This window comes from Ruegeria sp. BC6 (assembly GCF_056539185.1).
Genome location: NZ_JBQFUM010000007.1, coordinates 1 through 14,702 on the forward strand (window position 1 = coordinate 1; position 14,702 = coordinate 14,702).

The 14,702-nt window shown below is 58.1% G+C and carries 27 protein-coding genes; 26 read left to right on the forward strand and 1 reads right to left on the reverse strand.

Going from position 1 to position 14,702, the window contains the following annotated elements:
- The 15 genes from ACR0MM_RS17160 to ACR0MM_RS17230 form a co-directional block, all read left to right on the forward strand.
- Nucleotides 1–152 (forward strand): EF-Tu C-terminal domain-related protein (locus ACR0MM_RS17160; RefSeq protein ID WP_480696004.1); only part of this gene is annotated, 152 nt, incomplete at its 5' end.
- A gap of 235 nt (nucleotides 153–387) precedes the next feature.
- Nucleotides 388–1,335, forward strand: coding sequence for an aldo/keto reductase (locus ACR0MM_RS17165; RefSeq protein WP_480697552.1), 948 nt, complete (start codon nucleotides 388–390; stop codon nucleotides 1,333–1,335).
- A 222-nt stretch (nucleotides 1,336–1,557) separates the two neighbouring features.
- Nucleotides 1,558–1,872, forward strand: coding sequence for a 30S ribosomal protein S10 (rpsJ, locus tag ACR0MM_RS17170; RefSeq protein WP_008756422.1), 315 nt, complete (start codon nucleotides 1,558–1,560; stop codon nucleotides 1,870–1,872).
- Nucleotides 1,873–1,890: 18 nt separating this feature from the next.
- The gene (rplC, locus tag ACR0MM_RS17175; RefSeq protein ID WP_170343454.1) at nucleotides 1,891–2,616 is read left to right on the forward strand and encodes a 50S ribosomal protein L3; all 726 of its coding nucleotides are present in this window, start codon (nucleotides 1,891–1,893) and stop codon (nucleotides 2,614–2,616) included.
- Nucleotides 2,613–3,230 (forward strand): 50S ribosomal protein L4, encoded by a 618-nt coding sequence (gene rplD / locus ACR0MM_RS17180; RefSeq protein ID WP_170342972.1) that lies wholly within the window; start codon nucleotides 2,613–2,615, stop codon nucleotides 3,228–3,230. The genes rplC and rplD overlap by 4 nt, the downstream gene beginning before the upstream one ends.
- Entirely contained in the window at nucleotides 3,227–3,523 is a 297-nt protein-coding gene (locus ACR0MM_RS17185; RefSeq protein ID WP_093965341.1) for a 50S ribosomal protein L23, read from the forward strand. Before rplD ends, ACR0MM_RS17185 begins: the two co-directional genes overlap by 4 nt.
- A 192-nt stretch (nucleotides 3,524–3,715) precedes the next feature.
- Nucleotides 3,716–4,384 carry a class I SAM-dependent methyltransferase gene (locus tag ACR0MM_RS17190; protein ID WP_480697554.1) on the forward strand — a complete coding sequence of 223 codons (669 nt, stop codon included), beginning with the start codon at nucleotides 3,716–3,718 and terminating at the stop codon, nucleotides 4,382–4,384.
- The gene (locus ACR0MM_RS17195; protein WP_480697556.1) at nucleotides 4,381–5,301 is read left to right on the forward strand and encodes a hypothetical protein; all 921 of its coding nucleotides are present in this window, start codon (nucleotides 4,381–4,383) and stop codon (nucleotides 5,299–5,301) included. The genes ACR0MM_RS17190 and ACR0MM_RS17195 overlap by 4 nt, the downstream gene beginning before the upstream one ends.
- Before the next feature lie 207 nt (nucleotides 5,302–5,508).
- On the forward strand, nucleotides 5,509–6,351 hold the full coding sequence (gene rplB / locus ACR0MM_RS17200; RefSeq protein ID WP_093965344.1) for a 50S ribosomal protein L2: 843 nt from the start codon (nucleotides 5,509–5,511) through the stop codon (nucleotides 6,349–6,351).
- A gap of 3 nt (nucleotides 6,352–6,354) precedes the next feature.
- Complete coding sequence (gene rpsS / locus ACR0MM_RS17205) at nucleotides 6,355–6,633, forward strand: 30S ribosomal protein S19 (protein ID WP_005980699.1); 279 nt, start codon at nucleotides 6,355–6,357, stop codon at nucleotides 6,631–6,633.
- A 3-nt stretch (nucleotides 6,634–6,636) separates the two neighbouring features.
- The gene (gene rplV, locus ACR0MM_RS17210) at nucleotides 6,637–7,017 is read left to right on the forward strand and encodes a 50S ribosomal protein L22 (RefSeq protein ID WP_039538267.1); all 381 of its coding nucleotides are present in this window, start codon (nucleotides 6,637–6,639) and stop codon (nucleotides 7,015–7,017) included.
- Nucleotides 7,017–7,727 carry a 30S ribosomal protein S3 gene (gene rpsC, locus ACR0MM_RS17215; protein ID WP_093965346.1) on the forward strand — a complete coding sequence of 237 codons (711 nt, stop codon included), beginning with the start codon at nucleotides 7,017–7,019 and terminating at the stop codon, nucleotides 7,725–7,727. Before rplV ends, rpsC begins: the two co-directional genes overlap by 1 nt.
- 12 nt (nucleotides 7,728–7,739) lie before the next feature.
- On the forward strand, nucleotides 7,740–8,153 hold the full coding sequence (gene rplP, locus ACR0MM_RS17220) for a 50S ribosomal protein L16 (RefSeq protein ID WP_005980704.1): 414 nt from the start codon (nucleotides 7,740–7,742) through the stop codon (nucleotides 8,151–8,153).
- 124 nt (nucleotides 8,154–8,277) lie between these two features.
- Nucleotides 8,278–8,679: a YybH family protein gene (locus tag ACR0MM_RS17225; RefSeq protein WP_170457666.1), complete on the forward strand. Its 402-nt coding sequence runs from the start codon at nucleotides 8,278–8,280 to the stop codon at nucleotides 8,677–8,679.
- Between the two features lie 75 nt (nucleotides 8,680–8,754).
- Nucleotides 8,755–9,375 carry a 2OG-Fe(II) oxygenase family protein gene (locus ACR0MM_RS17230; RefSeq protein ID WP_480697558.1) on the forward strand — a complete coding sequence of 207 codons (621 nt, stop codon included), beginning with the start codon at nucleotides 8,755–8,757 and terminating at the stop codon, nucleotides 9,373–9,375.
- Nucleotides 9,376–9,391: 16 nt separating this feature from the next.
- Here ACR0MM_RS17230 and ACR0MM_RS17235 read toward each other — a convergent pair whose 3' ends face one another.
- Nucleotides 9,392–9,985, reverse strand: a complete 594-nt coding sequence (locus ACR0MM_RS17235; protein ID WP_480697560.1) for a thermonuclease family protein — start codon at nucleotides 9,983–9,985, stop codon at nucleotides 9,392–9,394.
- Between the two features lie 305 nt (nucleotides 9,986–10,290).
- Between ACR0MM_RS17235 and rpmC the strand changes: the two genes are divergently transcribed.
- From rpmC to rpmD, 11 genes are all read left to right on the forward strand, one after another.
- Nucleotides 10,291–10,497, forward strand: coding sequence for a 50S ribosomal protein L29 (gene rpmC / locus ACR0MM_RS17240; RefSeq protein WP_093965352.1), 207 nt, complete (start codon nucleotides 10,291–10,293; stop codon nucleotides 10,495–10,497).
- A gap of 4 nt (nucleotides 10,498–10,501) precedes the next feature.
- Entirely contained in the window at nucleotides 10,502–10,732 is a 231-nt protein-coding gene (gene rpsQ / locus ACR0MM_RS17245; RefSeq protein WP_170342963.1) for a 30S ribosomal protein S17, read from the forward strand.
- Nucleotides 10,733–10,808: 76 nt separating this feature from the next.
- On the forward strand, nucleotides 10,809–11,177 hold the full coding sequence (gene rplN / locus ACR0MM_RS17250) for a 50S ribosomal protein L14 (protein ID WP_005621870.1): 369 nt from the start codon (nucleotides 10,809–10,811) through the stop codon (nucleotides 11,175–11,177).
- A gap of 2 nt (nucleotides 11,178–11,179) precedes the next feature.
- Nucleotides 11,180–11,491 carry a 50S ribosomal protein L24 gene (gene rplX, locus ACR0MM_RS17255; protein WP_093965356.1) on the forward strand — a complete coding sequence of 104 codons (312 nt, stop codon included), beginning with the start codon at nucleotides 11,180–11,182 and terminating at the stop codon, nucleotides 11,489–11,491.
- Nucleotides 11,484–12,044 carry a 50S ribosomal protein L5 gene (gene rplE / locus ACR0MM_RS17260; protein WP_093965358.1) on the forward strand — a complete coding sequence of 187 codons (561 nt, stop codon included), beginning with the start codon at nucleotides 11,484–11,486 and terminating at the stop codon, nucleotides 12,042–12,044. Before rplX ends, rplE begins: the two co-directional genes overlap by 8 nt.
- A 19-nt stretch (nucleotides 12,045–12,063) precedes the next feature.
- Nucleotides 12,064–12,369 (forward strand): 30S ribosomal protein S14, encoded by a 306-nt coding sequence (rpsN, locus tag ACR0MM_RS17265; RefSeq protein ID WP_093965360.1) that lies wholly within the window; start codon nucleotides 12,064–12,066, stop codon nucleotides 12,367–12,369.
- A 13-nt stretch (nucleotides 12,370–12,382) separates the two neighbouring features.
- Nucleotides 12,383–12,775: a 30S ribosomal protein S8 gene (gene rpsH, locus ACR0MM_RS17270; protein ID WP_093965361.1), complete on the forward strand. Its 393-nt coding sequence runs from the start codon at nucleotides 12,383–12,385 to the stop codon at nucleotides 12,773–12,775.
- A gap of 11 nt (nucleotides 12,776–12,786) precedes the next feature.
- Nucleotides 12,787–13,320, forward strand: coding sequence for a 50S ribosomal protein L6 (gene rplF / locus ACR0MM_RS17275; protein ID WP_093965363.1), 534 nt, complete (start codon nucleotides 12,787–12,789; stop codon nucleotides 13,318–13,320).
- Between the two features lie 11 nt (nucleotides 13,321–13,331).
- The gene (gene rplR, locus ACR0MM_RS17280; protein ID WP_170366431.1) at nucleotides 13,332–13,691 is read left to right on the forward strand and encodes a 50S ribosomal protein L18; all 360 of its coding nucleotides are present in this window, start codon (nucleotides 13,332–13,334) and stop codon (nucleotides 13,689–13,691) included.
- 114 nt (nucleotides 13,692–13,805) lie between these two features.
- Nucleotides 13,806–14,369 (forward strand): 30S ribosomal protein S5, encoded by a 564-nt coding sequence (rpsE, locus tag ACR0MM_RS17285; protein WP_093965365.1) that lies wholly within the window; start codon nucleotides 13,806–13,808, stop codon nucleotides 14,367–14,369.
- A 12-nt stretch (nucleotides 14,370–14,381) separates the two neighbouring features.
- A complete protein-coding gene (rpmD, locus tag ACR0MM_RS17290; protein ID WP_093965366.1) occupies nucleotides 14,382–14,570 on the forward strand; it encodes a 50S ribosomal protein L30 in 189 nt (62 codons plus the stop codon).
- Nucleotides 14,571–14,702: the final 132 nt, after the last annotated feature.

A 14,702-nucleotide genomic window follows, 5' to 3' on the forward strand; every position in this document is an offset into this window, starting at 1 on the left:
CCGAAGGCACCGAGATGGTCATGCCCGGCGACAACGTGTCGTTCGGCGTCGAGCTGATCGCCCCGATCGCCATGGAAAACGGTCTGCGCTTCGCCATCCGCGAAGGCGGCCGCACCGTCGGCGCAGGCGTCGTGTCCAAAATCATCGAGTAAGGCGCGCCTGTCGCGCCCGGTTGCGGCAGGTGGTTTCCCAAAGCGAAGCCAGCCGAAAGCAACTCGGTGAGAAACCAAAGAAGGCCGTCCCAATCCGGGGCGGCCTTTTTCGTTAAGTCCCCAAAACATTGGTTGCACACATCTTGGTGTCGCACGCGAATACGCCAAGCTTGCGTTGAGTGGCGCCCCTCGACACAATTGCAGTCAGAAATGTCCTGTAGGGGAGGATAATGGGATGACCAAGCATGTTGAGATCGGCCGGACTGGGGTCAGGTTGCCGCAAATAGGGTTCGGTTCAACAGGGCTGGGAAGCATTCCACAGATATATGGATACGAAGTAGACGAAAGCCGTGCACTGGATACCATCAGGACAATTCTCCAACGTCCGGATGGCTTCATTGATACAGCGCGCGGGTATGCGTTGGGCCGAAGCGAAGAACGTATCGGGCAAGTCATTCGTGAGCTGGGCGGGTGGCCCGAGGGCCGGGTTCTGTCCACGAAACTGGACCGCGACATGGAGAGCAACAGGTTTGATGCGACACAAGCGCGAAGGTCGCTTGAAGCAAGCCTTGAAGCCCTTGGCGTCGACCAGGTGGACGTTCTTCACCTTCATGACCCTGAATACGCCGCAGATCTTTCCGAAGTGACCGGCACGGGCGGCGCGCTTGATGAGCTGTTTCGGATGAAGGAAGAGGGCTTGGCCAAAGCTGTGGGGCTTGCCGGTGGTCGAATTGACGTCCTGATGCCTATGCTACGCGATCGTGAGTTCGACGTCCTTCTGACGCACAACAGGCATACAGTCGTCAACATGAATTCCGCTCCGTTGATTGAACTTGCGCGTTCCAAGGGAGTGACCGTTCTGAATGCGGCGCCCTATTCCGGAGGAATATTGGCCAAGGGAAGTTCCGCTCATCATTTCTACGTATATCGGCCTGCAACCGAAGCTGTTCTGGGCCCGGTTCGTGCTGTCGAGAGTCTCTGTTCCCGCTACGATGTCCCGTTGGGGGCGCTAGCGTTGCAATTCTCGGTCAAAAACGCAGATATAGCTTCGATAATCTGCGGCGCGACATGGCCGCAGCACGTGGACCAGACATTCGAATGGGCCGACTGGTCTATCCCGGATGCGGTCTGGACAGAGCTGGCGGAATTGGGGCAATCCCAAAACGATCCTGAAGCCGGGTAGGGTCTTCAAGATTCAGCGCGGCGGCTCAACGCTCGTTGGACAATCCGCATTTGGGACTTGGTGGCATTTCCCCCTTGCCAAACAGCGCCAACCCCACTAAACCGCGCGAGTTCTCGGTGAGAACGCGAAGGCGGGGTGATTCCCGCCTTTTGGGTTCGATGAGGGTTGGCGATGAGCGCCCGTCCTCCTCTCAACTCCAACGCCTGAAAAAAGGCTGTTAATATGCAAAGCCAAAACATCCGTATTCGGCTGAAGGCATTTGACTATCGCGTCCTGGATGCCAGCACGCAAGAGATCGTCAACACTGCAAAGCGGACCGGTGCGAACGTGCGCGGCCCGATCCCGCTGCCGAACAAGATCGAGAAGTTCACGGTTCTCCGTGGCCCTCACGTTGACAAGAAATCCCGCGATCAGTTCGAGATCCGTACGCACAAGCGTCTCTTGGACATCGTAGATCCGACCCCCCAGACCGTGGACGCGCTGATGAAGCTCGACCTGGCTGCTGGTGTGGACGTCGAGATCAAGCTGCAGTCGTAAGATCGGAGGGTATTGATGATGCGCTCTGGTATTATCGCAAAAAAAGTCGGCATGACCCGCCTGTTCATGGAAGACGGCAAGCAGATCCCTGTGACCGTTCTTCACCTGGACAACCTGCAGGTCGTTGCACAGCGCACCGCTGACAAAGACGGCTACACCGCCGTTCAGCTGGGAGCCGGTGCTGCCAAGGCAAAACGCACCTCGAAGGCCATGCGCGGCCACTTCGCCGCCGCCAAGGTCGAGCCCAAGCGCAAGCTGGCCGAGTTCCGCGTGTCGGAAGACGCGCTGATCGAAGTGGGCGCGGAGATCTCGGCAGATCACTTCCTGGCCGGTCAGAAAGTTGACGTTTCGGGCACCTCGATCGGTAAAGGTTTTGCCGGTGCAATGAAGCGCCACAACTTCGGTGGTCTGCGCGCCTCGCACGGTGTTTCGATCAGCCACCGTTCGCACGGTTCGACCGGTCAGTGTCAGGACCCGGGCAAGGTGTTCAAAGGCAAGAAGATGGCCGGTCACATGGGTGCTGCCCGTGTTACCACCCAGAACCTCGAGGTCGTCAAAACCGACGCCGACCGTGGTCTGGTCTTCATCAAAGGCGCCGTTCCCGGACCGAAATCGGGCTGGGTTACCGTCAAGGACGCCGTCAAGAAGAAAGCACCGGAAGGCCTGCCATTCCCGGCTGCTGTGAAATCGGCTGCAACCGAAGCACCTGCGGAAGAAGCACCCGCGGAAGGTGGTGAAGCATGAAACTTGATGTAATCAAACTGGACGGCAAGAAAGCCGGAAACATCGAGCTGGATGCGGACCTGTTCGGCCTGGAGCCGCGCGCGGACATCCTGCACCGTGTGGTCCGTTGGCAGCGCAACAACGCGCAGGCTGGCACCCACAAGGTGAAGACCCGCTCGGAAACCAGCTACTCGACCAAGAAGATCTACCGCCAGAAGGGCACCGGTGGCGCACGTCACGGTGACCGCAACGCGCCGATCTTCCGCAAGGGTGGCATCTACAAGGGTCCGACCCCGCGTTCGCACGGCCACGACCTGCCGAAGAAGTTCCGCAAGCTGGGCCTGCGCCACGCACTGTCGGCCAAGGCCAAAGCCGGTGAGCTGGTCGTGATCGAAAGTGCCGAAGCCGAAGGCAAGACCGCCGCACTGGCCAAACAGGTTGCAAACCTGGGCTGGAAGCGCGCTCTGGTCATCGACGGCGCCACCGTGAACGAAGGGTTCGCCCGCGCAGCCCGCAACATCGAAGGTCTGGATATCCTGCCGTCGATGGGCGCAAACGTCTATGACATCCTCAAGCGTGACACCCTGGTGCTCACCAAGGCGGGTGTCGAAGCACTGGAGGCTCGACTGAAATGAGCGCGAAGGCAGAACACTACGACGTGATCCGCAAGCCGATCATCACCGAGAAAACGACCATGGCGTCCGAAAACGGCGCGGTTGTCTTCGAGGTCGCGATCGACAGCAACAAGCCGCAGATCAAAGAGGCCGTCGAGGCGCTGTTTGGTGTGAAGGTCAAGGCGGTGAACACCACCGTGACCAAAGGCAAGGTCAAGCGGTTCCGCGGCCAGCTGGGCAAGCGGAAAGACGTCAAAAAGGCCTATGTGACCCTGGAAGAGGGCAACACCATCGACGTGACCACCGGTCTCTGATCGGACCCGTCTTTGGAGAGAGACGAAAGCCCCCGCCGAAAGGCGGGGGTTTTTTGATTTTAGACCTAAGTTGACTGACTGTGTTTCAAGGTGACCGAAACTAATGCGCAAAGAAGCGATTGAACTTGAGTTTGAGGTCTGACAGATTTCGACCCAGTGTCGTTCAACAGTCTTGCGATAGAAGAAAAACTAATGATCCCCAAGCCAGCTCAGCAGGCGCGGTCGGACGGCCGCCGCGATTTTTGGAACCAGTTCTATCAGAGTTCTGCAGATTCGTGGGAGTTGTCGCTACCATCGCAGTTCGCTGCGTTTGTGGCCAACGAAATTGATCGGAAGGCGCATGTTGTTGACATCGGGTGCGGCAACGCTCGTGACAGTTTTTTCTTTTCGCGACACGGGTTTCTAGTGACCGGATTGGACGCATCAGAAGTCGCTGTTGCCTCAGCCAGAGAACACACAAAGACACAGGGTGGAGACGGTCTAGAATTTGCAATTACAAACCTCAAAGACGGTATGGTTCAACAGGTGCTATCCAATCGGCGCGCGAAGGCGGTCTGTATCTATGCGCGCTTCTTTTTGCACGCAATCACTGATGACGAAGAAGATTCCTTGATCGATGCCCTGCATGAGGGGTGCCAGCCGGGGGACATTGTTGCGTTCGAGTATCGGACGCTGGCGGACCGCGACACAACAAAAGTAGCACCGCCGCATTTCCGGCGCTATCTATGCGCCGCGGAGCTGGACGAAAAAATGAAGCAATTTCAGTTTACCAAACGATACGGTGTCGAAGGAGTCGGGTTCGCAAAATACAAGGCAGAGGATGCGATCGTCGCCCGGGCAATCTATGAAAAAGGCCTATGACCGAAACAGAAATCATCAAAAAGCTGGCGTCGCTTCGTGCTGTTGTGTTTGAACATGCAACAGCACAGTCCGCCCTTCCGCGTCCGCGCAAAATCCGTCTGGCCGTTCAAGCCTTGCAAGATCCTGTTCGGGACTTGAACAACCCGGCGTTGTTTGACGATTGGGAAGAAATCGATCTTCTGCTTTGTTGTCACCGGCGATCAAGGGCCGCGCGAACGCATGGCAGACTCAAGCGGATGGAAAGACGCTATGCGCGCAAGGGGCAGGAAGCGCGGTTTGCGGCGTTTTTCGAGTGTGTCAAACAGGCTCTTCACCCCGATTTCATCACGCCGCATGGCTATAACAGAACCTTCGGGGAAATGAATACCGGCGACATTTTCCTGAAGCTCGAAGCTGAGTTGGCACCCGTCATCCAACTCGGAAAATCGATATTCCTTTACGCTGGTGCGTTGCTGGGCTACGTGCGCGATGGTCGATTGATCGACCATGACGATGACGTGGATTTTGCGGTGCACATGGGTGAGTCCACGCTTGAAGACATACCCGAAAAATGGGCCATGTACCAAAAAGCCCTGTTGGAAAGCGGCTGTCTGGATGCCACGCCATCAACCCGAAGCTCTCCTATATTCAAGGTGAGAAATGGGTTGGGGATCGACATTGATCTGTTTCCGGCCTGGACTGAAAACGGACGCTTCAGCGTCTACCCCTACTCTTTCAACGGCGTGCCCGAGAGTTCGATCTTTCCGCTCAGAGCATTAAGTGACGGGCAGATTATGCTGCCGCATGACCCGCCGGCCCTGCTGGTCCAGAGTTATGGGGAAAACTGGCGCATACCGGACCCGCTTTTTCACTTTGACTGGTCAGGCGCACGCCGCACGTTCGCTCCCTTGATCCAACATGATTTCAGTATCAAGTGACAGTGCTCACTAAGAGAGTGTGTTGCACCCTATTGCCCCCCGCCCCCAACCCTGCTACACGCTCCCAATCTTGCGGCCTCGGATTCGTTCCGGGGCCTCTGATATTTGAAACCGGGGACCTTCGGGGCCCTATAACCTGGGCACCTACGGGGGCCTCTCACATAGCGGGGATTGATCCTCGCGCTTGCTAAACGGAAGACAGAAAGCATGGCACTCAAGTCGTACAAACCGACGACGCCGGGCCAGCGCGGGCTGGTGCTGATCGACCGTTCGGAGCTTTGGAAAGGACGTCCGGTCAAGTCTCTCACTGAGGGTTTGACCAAATCGGGCGGCCGGAACAACACCGGACGGATCACTTCACGCCGCCGTGGCGGTGGCGCAAAGCGTCTCTACCGGATCGTTGACTTCAAACGGAACAAACTGGATGTGGCGGCAACCGTCGAGCGGATCGAATACGACCCGAACCGGACCGCATTCATCGCACTGATCAAATATGACGACGGCGAGCAGGCCTATATCCTGGCGCCGCAGCGTCTGGCGGTTGGCGACAAGGTCATCGCTTCGGCCAAGGCCGACATCAAGCCCGGCAACGCGATGCCGTTCTCGGGTATGCCGATCGGTACCATCGTGCACAACATCGAGATGAAGCCCGGCAAGGGCGGTCAGATCGCGCGTGCAGCGGGCACCTACGCCCAGTTCGTCGGCCGCGATGGCGGCTATGCCCAGATCCGTCTGAGCTCGGGCGAGCTGCGCATGGTGCGCCAGGAATGCATGGCCACCGTCGGTGCCGTGTCGAACCCCGACAACAGCAACCAGAACCTCGGCAAAGCCGGTCGTATGCGCCACAAGGGCGTGCGTCCGTCGGTCCGTGGTGTTGCCATGAACCCGATCGATCACCCCCACGGTGGTGGTGAAGGCCGGACCTCGGGTGGCCGTACGCCGGTTACGCCTTGGGGTAAAGACACCAAGGGTAAGCGTACCCGCAACAAGAACAAAGCGTCCCAGAAGCTGATCATCCGCTCGCGGCACGCCAAGAAGAAAGGGCGTTAAGACATGTCTCGCTCTGTTTGGAAGGGTCCTTTCGTCGACGCTTACGTGCTGAAAAAAGCCGAAGCTGCGCGCGAGTCGGGCCGCAACGAAGTCATCAAGATCTGGTCGCGTCGTTCCACCATTCTGCCCCAGTTCGTGGGTCTGACCTTTGGTGTGTACAACGGCCAGAAGCATATCCCGGTAAACGTCTCGGAAGACATGATCGGTCAGAAGTTCGGTGAATACTCGCCGACCCGGACCTATTATGGCCATGCCGCAGACAAAAAAGCGAAGCGGAAGTAAGTCATGGGCAAGGAAAAGAACCCCCGCCGCGTGGCTGAAAACGAAGCAATGGCAAAAACCCGTATGCTTCGCACCAGCCCGCAGAAACTGAACCTGGTTGCGCAAATGATCCGCGGCAAGAAAGTCGAGAAGGCTCTGACCGACCTGACTTTCTCGAACAAGCGTGTCGCGCAGGACGTCAAGAAGTGCCTGCAGTCCGCAATCGCGAACGCCGAAAACAACCACAACCTGGACGTGGACGAGCTGATCGTCGCCGAAGCATGGGTTGGTAAGAACCTGGTCATGAAGCGCGGCCGTCCGCGTGCCCGTGGCCGTTTCGGCAAGATCATGAAGCCGTTCTCGGAGATCACCATCAAGGTGCGTCAAGTTGAGGAGCAAGCCTAATGGGACATAAAGTCAATCCGATCGGCATGCGCCTTCAGGTCAACCGTACCTGGGACAGCCGTTGGTACGCAGATACCAAGGACTACGGTGATCTTCTGCTGGAAGACCTCAAGATCCGTGAGTTCATCAAGAAAGAGTGCAAGCAAGCCGGCATCGCCCGTGTGATCATCGAACGTCCGCACAAGAAGTGCCGCGTCACGATCCACACCGCGCGTCCCGGTGTCATCATCGGCAAGAAAGGCGCGGACATCGAAGTTCTGCGCAAGAAGATCGCGCAGATGACCGACAGCGAACTGCACCTGAACATCGTCGAAGTGCGCAAGCCGGAACTCGACGCGCAGCTGGTTGCCGAGTCGATCGCTCAGCAGCTGGAGCGCCGCGTTTCGTTCCGCCGCGCGATGAAGCGGTCGGTTCAGAATGCCATGCGCATGGGCGCCCTGGGTATCCGGGTGAACGTCGCTGGTCGTCTGGGCGGAGCCGAAATCGCACGGACCGAATGGTACCGCGAAGGCCGCGTGCCTCTGCACACCCTGCGTGCCGACATCGATTACGCACATGCCGAAGCGATGACCCCCTACGGGATCATCGGGATCAAGGTCTGGATCTTCAAAGGTGAGATCATGGAGCACGATCCGCAGGCACGTGACCGTAAAGCACAGGAACTCCAGGACGGCCCTGCACCTCGTGGTGCTGGTGGCGGTCGTCGCTAAGGAGGGAAAGATATGCTTCAACCAAAGCGTACAAAATTCCGCAAGATGCACAAAGGCCGGATCAAGGGCGAAGCCAAGGGCGGCTCTGATCTGAACTTTGGCACCTACGGTCTGAAAGCCTTGCAGCCCGAGCGCGTCACCGCACGCCAGATCGAAGCTGCTCGTCGTGCCATGACCCGTCACATGAAGCGTCAAGGTCGCGTCTGGATCCGGATCTTCCCGGATACTCCCGTGACCTCGAAGCCTACCGAAGTCCGTATGGGTAAAGGTAAAGGCTCGGTCGACTATTGGGCAGCCAAAGTGAAGCCCGGTCGCGTGATGTTCGAGATCGACGGCGTCAACGATGAAATCGCGCGCGAGGCTCTGCGCCTGGCTGCGATGAAGCTGCCGATCAAGACCCGTGTGGTGGTCCGCGAGGACTGGTAAACCGGTCTTGCCAAGACTTCAGAAAACCCCGCCGACCGGCGGGGTTTTTGTTTTTCGGATGGTTTGGGTTAGGCTCGGCTTCAGCTTTTGATATTTCAGAAAAGCCTAGAACAGGGGGCCTCAAATGGTTTCGACGTCAGAGATTGAAAAGATTGACGACGGCTTCTTTGCCGCACTGAACGCAATGTTCGCGGGTGACGTTGCGCCGATGGAGGCGCTGTGGTCGCATGCGGACGATGTCATCTATATGGGGCCGTCACCCGATCTGTTCCACGTCGGGTGGAAAGTCACGGATCAGGATTGGGTCGCGCAGGGTCGGGCGCATCTGGGCGGGTCGATCAAAGTGCTGAACCGGCATGTTGTGGTTGGGGATACGCTTGCCACTGTGCATCACGTCGCCGAAGCATCGGGGCAGGGCGATGGGGCCGGTATCCGGATGCGCGGCACGAATGTCTATCGCCATGAAGGTGGAGCGTGGAAGCTGATCGCGCATCACAGCGACCCGTTGCCCTATATTGACTTGTGACAGCAGCAGGGGTTTCCCCGATTCGAAGAAAGTTCCTCTATCGCGCCTTGGTGTCGAATGGGGTAATGGACGCCCATGGCACAGATTGAATCACTCTTCGTTACCCGTCTCTACCGCGCCGCTCTGTCTGAGTTCGAACCAAGGATCGATCCGGAGGAGCTGGAGAACTCGTGCCTTGTCATCGCTGAGGATGACGAGGCCGGGCAGGAGTGGTGCGAAAAGAACGGCTATCCGGGTTACACCAGCTATGCCTCGTTGACTGATCTGCCCTGGCGGTTTCCGATCTTTCAGGACTTGGTGAAGACGTTGGATCAGCACGTGGCTGTATTCGCAAAAGACCTTGAGTTTGATCTGGATGACCGGGAATTGAAGCTGGAGGATCTTTGGATCAACATCCTGCCCGAGGGTGGAATGCATGCCAGCCACATCCATCCACACAGTGTGATTTCTGGAACGACCTATGTGTCAATGCCGGAAGGCGCCAGCGCGCTGAAGCTTGAAGACCCCCGCTCGGGCCGCATGATGGCCGCGCCGGTGCGCCGCAAGGGCGCCCGACGCGAACTACAGCCCTTCATTTATATGAAGCCGAAGGTCGGCGACGTTCTGCTGTGGGAAAGCTGGCTGCGCCACGAGGTGCCGATGAACATGGCCGAAGAAGAACGGATTTCGGTGAGCTTCAACTACAAGTGGGAGTGAACCCTTAGGGGCGTATTCAACTGCCCGCATTGTGCCGGTTTGATCTGCGCCGATAGGCGACGACTGTCGTCGTCCTGCGAACCGAAATCGATGCGTGACCGAAAGCCCCATTCCGCAGTCGTTCTCTGGCGCCGGTCGGTTCGAGATGCCTATACCTTCCCTGTGAAAAGAAAGGCAGGTCCAGCGCAAGCCCCCTTTTGACCAGCTCCGCGCCGATGTCCTGCCCATTGGGTAGGTATCCAATTCCAACTAACCGGTTGTAGGATGTTTCGCCGTTCAGCTTGACGGTAATCTCCTGACCTTTGCAGATTTCGACCATCGTCCACTTTGCCTTTAGGCCCCATGGCATGTCCAGCTCGGGCGCATCAATGCCGGCTAGACGGATCTTTGTTCCACGGACAATGATTGTGTCGCCATCGATCACATAAGCGCGCCCCGTCAGAACGCGGTTGGAGGGAACAACACTCGGCTGTTGTCGCGGGATTGCGCGTTTCCGTGTGGAGGCTTGCGGAGGTTTTTGATGGCCTCTATGACGGGCGACAAGGCGTGGCTTTCTTGATATTAAAACAACTAGAAGTGCCGCAAACCCAATTAGGACAACCAGTTCCATTTTTTTCCACCGTTCCTAAGTCAGCGGGCTAAAGATACTTCAAGGGTTTCACGTGTCTTTTGAGTTTCGGCCAAACCCGTTTCCACAGAAGACAACGCGCAAGTGGTCAGGTTCTGACGTGACCGGTTGGTTGCCCGGTTCTGGCTGCAAAACTTTCCCTTGCCACCCACCCATCAAACCCTTATACGGCGGCATCCTGCGGTCTCCCGGCGTTGTCGGGCGATTCGCATGTCTATCATTCATCCACCAGGTCCAAGGTGACCCGTGTACGGGGCCTTCTGGTGTTTTGAGCAAAGGAAAAGGCGATGAACGCCCAAGAACTGCGTGAAAAGACCCCGGACCAGCTCCGCGAGGAACTGGCCAACCTGAAGAAAGAAAGCTTCAACCTGCGCTTTCAACAGGCCACCGGTCAGCTGGAAAACACTGCTGGTATCAAAGCGGCCCGCCGCAATGCTGCCCGCGTCAAAACCATTCTGAACGAAAAGGCCGCTGCCGCGGCATCCGAGGAGTAATCAGATGCCCAAGCGTATCCTGCAAGGCACCGTGACCAGCGACGCCAACGAACAGACCATCACCGTTCTGGTCGAGCGCCGTTTCAAGCACCCTCTGCTGCAGAAAACCGTTCGTAAGTCCAAGAAATACCGGGCTCACGACGAAAAGAACGCCTTCAAGGTCGGCGACACCGTACGCATCATCGAATGCGCGCCGAAATCGAAGACGAAACGTTGGGAGGTTCTGGAGGCCTAAGCCTCCGGGACTTTTCCATTTGTCGAAACCCTGGGGGATTTAACAAGACCAGCCCCCACAGGTCGGGAGAAACCACATGATCCAGATGCAGACCAATCTGGATGTCGCTGACAACTCCGGCGCCCGCCGAGTTCAGTGCATCAAGGTCCTGGGTGGTTCCAAGCGTAAATACGCCTCCGTCGGCGACATCATTGTCGTCTCGGTGAAGGAAGCCATCCCGCGCGGCCGCGTGAAGAAAGGTGACGTCCGCAAGGCCGTCGTCGTGCGCACCGCCAAAGAAGTCCGTCGCGAAGACGGCACCGCGATCCGCTTCGATCGCAACGCCGCCGTCATCCTGAACAACAACAACGAGCCCGTCGGTACCCGTATCTTCGGCCCCGTTGTTCGTGAACTGCGCGCGAAGAACTTCATGAAGATCATCTCGCTGGCTCCGGAGGTGCTGTAATCATGGCTGCTAAACTCCGCAAAGGCGACAAGGTCGTCGTGCTGGCCGGCAAGGACAAGGGCAAAGAGGGGACTATCACCTCGGTCGACCCCAAAGCCGGCAAAGCTGTCGTTGATGGCGTGAACATCGCCATTCGCCACACCCGCCAGTCGCAAACGTCGCAAGGTGGCCGCCTGCCCAAAGCTCTGCCGATCGACCTGTCGAACCTGGCCCTGCTGGACAAGAACGGCAAGGCAACCCGCGTCGGCTTCCGCATGGAAGGTGACAAGAAGGTTCGTTACGCCAAGACCACGGGGGACGTGATCGATGCTTGATGCTGCAACCTACACCCCGCGTCTGAAAGCTCAGTACGCTGAAACCATCCGTGCCGCTCTGAAAGAAGAGTTCGGCTACAAGAACGATATGCAGATCCCCAAGCTGGAGAAGATCGTTCTGAACATCGGCTGTGGTGCCGAGGCGGTGAAGGACTCGAAGAAGGCGAAAGCCGCGGTCGAGGATCTGACGGCGATCGCCGGTCAGAAGGCCGTTTCGACCAAGGCGAAGAAGTCGATCGCGGGTTTCCGCGTCCGTGAAGACATGCCGCTGGGCGCCAAGGTGACCCTGCGCGGCGACCGGATGTACGAATTCCTGGACCGTCTGATCACCATCGCGATGCCTCGCGTACGTGACTTCCGCGGTGTGAAACCGTCCTTCGATGGCCGTGGCAACTTTGCCATGGGCATGAAAGAGCACATCGTGTTCCCGGAAATCGACTTCGACAAGGTCGACGAGGTCTGGGGCATGGACATCGTAATTGCCACCACAGCGAAAACCGACGCTGAAGCAAAGGCACTGTTGAAAGCTTTCAACATGCCGTTCAACGCGTAAGCGCCGGGAGGATTGAGACATGGCTAAAAAAGCAATGATCGAACGCGAGAAGAAGCGCGCACGCCTGGTGGCACAGTATGCCGAAAAGCGTGCGGCTCTGAAAGAGATCGCGAATGACGAGAGCAAGCCGATGGAAGAGCGCTTCAAAGCGCGTCTGAAACTGGCGAAACTGCCGCGCAACAGCTCGGCTACCCGTCTGCACAACCGTTGTCAGCTGACCGGTCGTCCCCACGCTTACTACCGTAAGCTGAAGGTCAGCCGTATCGCGCTGCGCGAGCTGGGTTCTGCTGGTCAGATCCCCGGCATGGTGAAATCGAGCTGGTAAGGGAGAGACAGATATGAACGATCCTATCGGCGATATGCTCACCCGCATCCGCAACGCGCAAATGCGCGGCAAGTCCACCGTGATCACTCCGGCGTCGAAACTGCGCGCCTGGGTTCTGGACGTGCTTGCGGACGAAGGCTATATCCGCGGCTATGAAAAGACGACCGGTGAAAACGGTCATCCGGCTCTGGAAATCAGCCTGAAATACTACGAAGGCACCCCTGTCATTCGCGAACTGAAGCGGGTCTCGAAGCCCGGCCGTCGCGTATACATGGGCGTCAATGACATCCCGCAGGTTCGTCAGGGCCTGGGCGTGTCGATTGTCAGCACTCCGAAAGGTGTGATGTCGGACGCAAACGCTCGCTCCAACAATGTTGGCGGCGAAGTGCTCTGCACCGTCTTCTAAGGAGGTCTGCAATGTCTCGTATTGGTAAGAAACCGGTCGAGCTGCCCAGCGGCGTTACCGCCTCTGTGTCGGGTCAGACCATCGAAGTCAAAGGTCCGAAAGGCACCCGCAGCTTCACCGCAACCGATGACGTCACCCTGACGGTCGAAGACAACGTGGTCAAAATCGACCCGCGTGGTTCGTCCAAGCGTGCGCGTCAGCAGTGGGGCATGAGCCGCACCATGGTCGCCAACCTGGTGACCGGTGTGACCGAAGGCTTCAAGAAGGAACTGGAAATCCAGGGCGTGGGTTACCGTGCTCAGATGCAGGGCAACACCCTGAAGCTGAACCTGGGCTACAGCCACGATGTTGATTTCGTTGCTCCGGAAGGTGTCACCATCACCGCGCCGAAGCAGACCGAGATCGTTGTGGAAGGCATCGACCAGCAGCTGGTGGGCGAAACCGCGGCGAAAATCCGCGAGTGGCGCCGTCCCGAGCCGTACAAAGGCAAAGGCATCCGCTACAAGGGCGAGTTCATCTTCCGCAAGGAAGGCAAGAAGAAGTAAGGACGAACACAATGGCAAACAGCAAAAGAACCCTGTTTCTGAAGCGCCGCCTGCGCGTTCGGAACAAACTTCGCAAGGTCAACGCGGGTCGTCCGCGTCTGTCCGTACACCGTTCGAACAAGAACATCTCCGTTCAGCTGATCGACGACGTACGTGGCGTGACCCTGGCCTCGGCCTCGACCCTGGAAAAGGATCTGGGTGTTGTTGGCAAGAACAACGTCGAAGCGGCCACCAAAGTGGGCGCAGCCATCGCCGAGCGGGCCAGGAAGGCCGGCGTCGAAGAGGCTTATTTCGATCGTGGCGGCTTCCTGTTCCACGGCAAGGTGAAGGCAGTTGCCGACGCTGCGCGTGAAGGCGGCCTGAAAATCTAAGACCTGTGGGCGGGTTTCGATCCGCCCCGATGATCCGGGGGCCTCGGCGTTAGCCGAGGCTCACTTGGATTGAAGAAAACGGCGCCAAGCGCCACATGAGAAAAGGGATGCCAAATGGCAGAACGTGAAAACCGTCGGGGCCGTGGCCGCGACCGTGAAGAAGCACCGGAATTTGCCGATCGTCTGGTCGCAATCAACCGCGTGTCGAAAACCGTAAAAGGTGGTAAGCGCTTTGGCTTCGCCGCTCTGGTGGTTGTTGGCGATCAGAAAGGCCGCGTGGGCTTTGGCAAAGGTAAAGCGAAAGAAGTACCTGAAGCCATCCGCAAGGCGACCGAGCAAGCCAAGCGTCAGATGATCCGCGTGCAGCTGCGCGAAGGCCGGACCCTGCACCACGACATCGAGGGCCGTCACGGCGCCGGTAAAGTGGTCATGCGCACCGCGCCGGAAGGTACCGGTATCATCGCCGGTGGTCCGATGCGTGCTGTGTTCGAAATGCTGGGCGTGAAGGACGTTGTGTCCAAGTCGCTGGGCTCGCAGAACCCGTACAACATGATCCGCGCCACCATCGACGGCCTGAAGAAAGAACAGAGCCCGCGTTCGGTTGCCGCGCGTCGTGGCAAGAAGGTCGCCGATATCCTGCCCAAGCGGGATGAAGCACCGGCTGAAGCCGAAGCGTAAGGAGAGCGAGCAATGGCAAAAACCATCGTCGTCAAGCAGATCGGTTCCCCGATCCGTCGCCCCGCCGAACAGCGCGCAACCCTGATCGGTCTGGGCCTGAACAAGATGCACAAGACCCGCGAATTGGAAGACACTCCGTCGATCCGCGGCATGGTCAACAAGATCCCGCATCTGGTTGAGATCATCGAAGAGCGCGGCTGAGCGCCAACTTCGAAAGCCTAATGAACGCCTCCGATTTGATCGGGGGCGTTTTCATTTTTGGCCGTCGCCTGCGCGGAATGTCGGAAGACCGCCTTTTGCGTTGAACTTGGCCAAGGCCTGGCCAGGAACTCA

Excerpts from the sequence above, each read along its gene's own strand:
- rplB (WP_093965344.1), top strand. The coding sequence starts at position 5,509 with ATGGCACTCAAGTCGTACAAACCGACGACGCCGGGCCAGCGCGGGCTG.
- rpsN (WP_093965360.1), top strand. The coding sequence starts at position 12,064 with ATGGCTAAAAAAGCAATGATCGAACGCGAGAAGAAGCGCGCACGCCTG.
- rpsJ (WP_008756422.1), top strand. The coding sequence starts at position 1,558 with ATGCAAAGCCAAAACATCCGTATTCGGCTGAAGGCATTTGACTATCGC.
- rplF (WP_093965363.1), top strand. The coding sequence starts at position 12,787 with ATGTCTCGTATTGGTAAGAAACCGGTCGAGCTGCCCAGCGGCGTTACC.
- rplD (WP_170342972.1), top strand. The coding sequence starts at position 2,613 with ATGAAACTTGATGTAATCAAACTGGACGGCAAGAAAGCCGGAAACATC.
- ACR0MM_RS17195 (WP_480697556.1), top strand. The coding sequence starts at position 4,381 with ATGACCGAAACAGAAATCATCAAAAAGCTGGCGTCGCTTCGTGCTGTT.
- ACR0MM_RS17190 (WP_480697554.1), top strand. The coding sequence starts at position 3,716 with ATGATCCCCAAGCCAGCTCAGCAGGCGCGGTCGGACGGCCGCCGCGAT.
- rpsS (WP_005980699.1), top strand. The coding sequence starts at position 6,355 with ATGTCTCGCTCTGTTTGGAAGGGTCCTTTCGTCGACGCTTACGTGCTG.
- rpmD (WP_093965366.1), top strand. The coding sequence starts at position 14,382 with ATGGCAAAAACCATCGTCGTCAAGCAGATCGGTTCCCCGATCCGTCGC.
- ACR0MM_RS17230 (WP_480697558.1), top strand. The coding sequence starts at position 8,755 with ATGGCACAGATTGAATCACTCTTCGTTACCCGTCTCTACCGCGCCGCT.
- ACR0MM_RS17235 (WP_480697560.1), bottom strand. The coding sequence starts at position 9,985 with ATGGAACTGGTTGTCCTAATTGGGTTTGCGGCACTTCTAGTTGTTTTA.
- rplX (WP_093965356.1), top strand. The coding sequence starts at position 11,180 with ATGGCTGCTAAACTCCGCAAAGGCGACAAGGTCGTCGTGCTGGCCGGC.
- rplC (WP_170343454.1), top strand. The coding sequence starts at position 1,891 with ATGCGCTCTGGTATTATCGCAAAAAAAGTCGGCATGACCCGCCTGTTC.
- rplN (WP_005621870.1), top strand. The coding sequence starts at position 10,809 with ATGATCCAGATGCAGACCAATCTGGATGTCGCTGACAACTCCGGCGCC.
- rplR (WP_170366431.1), top strand. The coding sequence starts at position 13,332 with ATGGCAAACAGCAAAAGAACCCTGTTTCTGAAGCGCCGCCTGCGCGTT.
- ACR0MM_RS17165 (WP_480697552.1), top strand. The coding sequence starts at position 388 with ATGACCAAGCATGTTGAGATCGGCCGGACTGGGGTCAGGTTGCCGCAA.
- rplE (WP_093965358.1), top strand. The coding sequence starts at position 11,484 with ATGCTTGATGCTGCAACCTACACCCCGCGTCTGAAAGCTCAGTACGCT.
- ACR0MM_RS17185 (WP_093965341.1), top strand. The coding sequence starts at position 3,227 with ATGAGCGCGAAGGCAGAACACTACGACGTGATCCGCAAGCCGATCATC.
- rplV (WP_039538267.1), top strand. The coding sequence starts at position 6,637 with ATGGGCAAGGAAAAGAACCCCCGCCGCGTGGCTGAAAACGAAGCAATG.
- rpsC (WP_093965346.1), top strand. The coding sequence starts at position 7,017 with ATGGGACATAAAGTCAATCCGATCGGCATGCGCCTTCAGGTCAACCGT.
- ACR0MM_RS17225 (WP_170457666.1), top strand. The coding sequence starts at position 8,278 with ATGGTTTCGACGTCAGAGATTGAAAAGATTGACGACGGCTTCTTTGCC.
- rpsQ (WP_170342963.1), top strand. The coding sequence starts at position 10,502 with ATGCCCAAGCGTATCCTGCAAGGCACCGTGACCAGCGACGCCAACGAA.
- rplP (WP_005980704.1), top strand. The coding sequence starts at position 7,740 with ATGCTTCAACCAAAGCGTACAAAATTCCGCAAGATGCACAAAGGCCGG.
- rpsH (WP_093965361.1), top strand. The coding sequence starts at position 12,383 with ATGAACGATCCTATCGGCGATATGCTCACCCGCATCCGCAACGCGCAA.
- rpmC (WP_093965352.1), top strand. The coding sequence starts at position 10,291 with ATGAACGCCCAAGAACTGCGTGAAAAGACCCCGGACCAGCTCCGCGAG.
- rpsE (WP_093965365.1), top strand. The coding sequence starts at position 13,806 with ATGGCAGAACGTGAAAACCGTCGGGGCCGTGGCCGCGACCGTGAAGAA.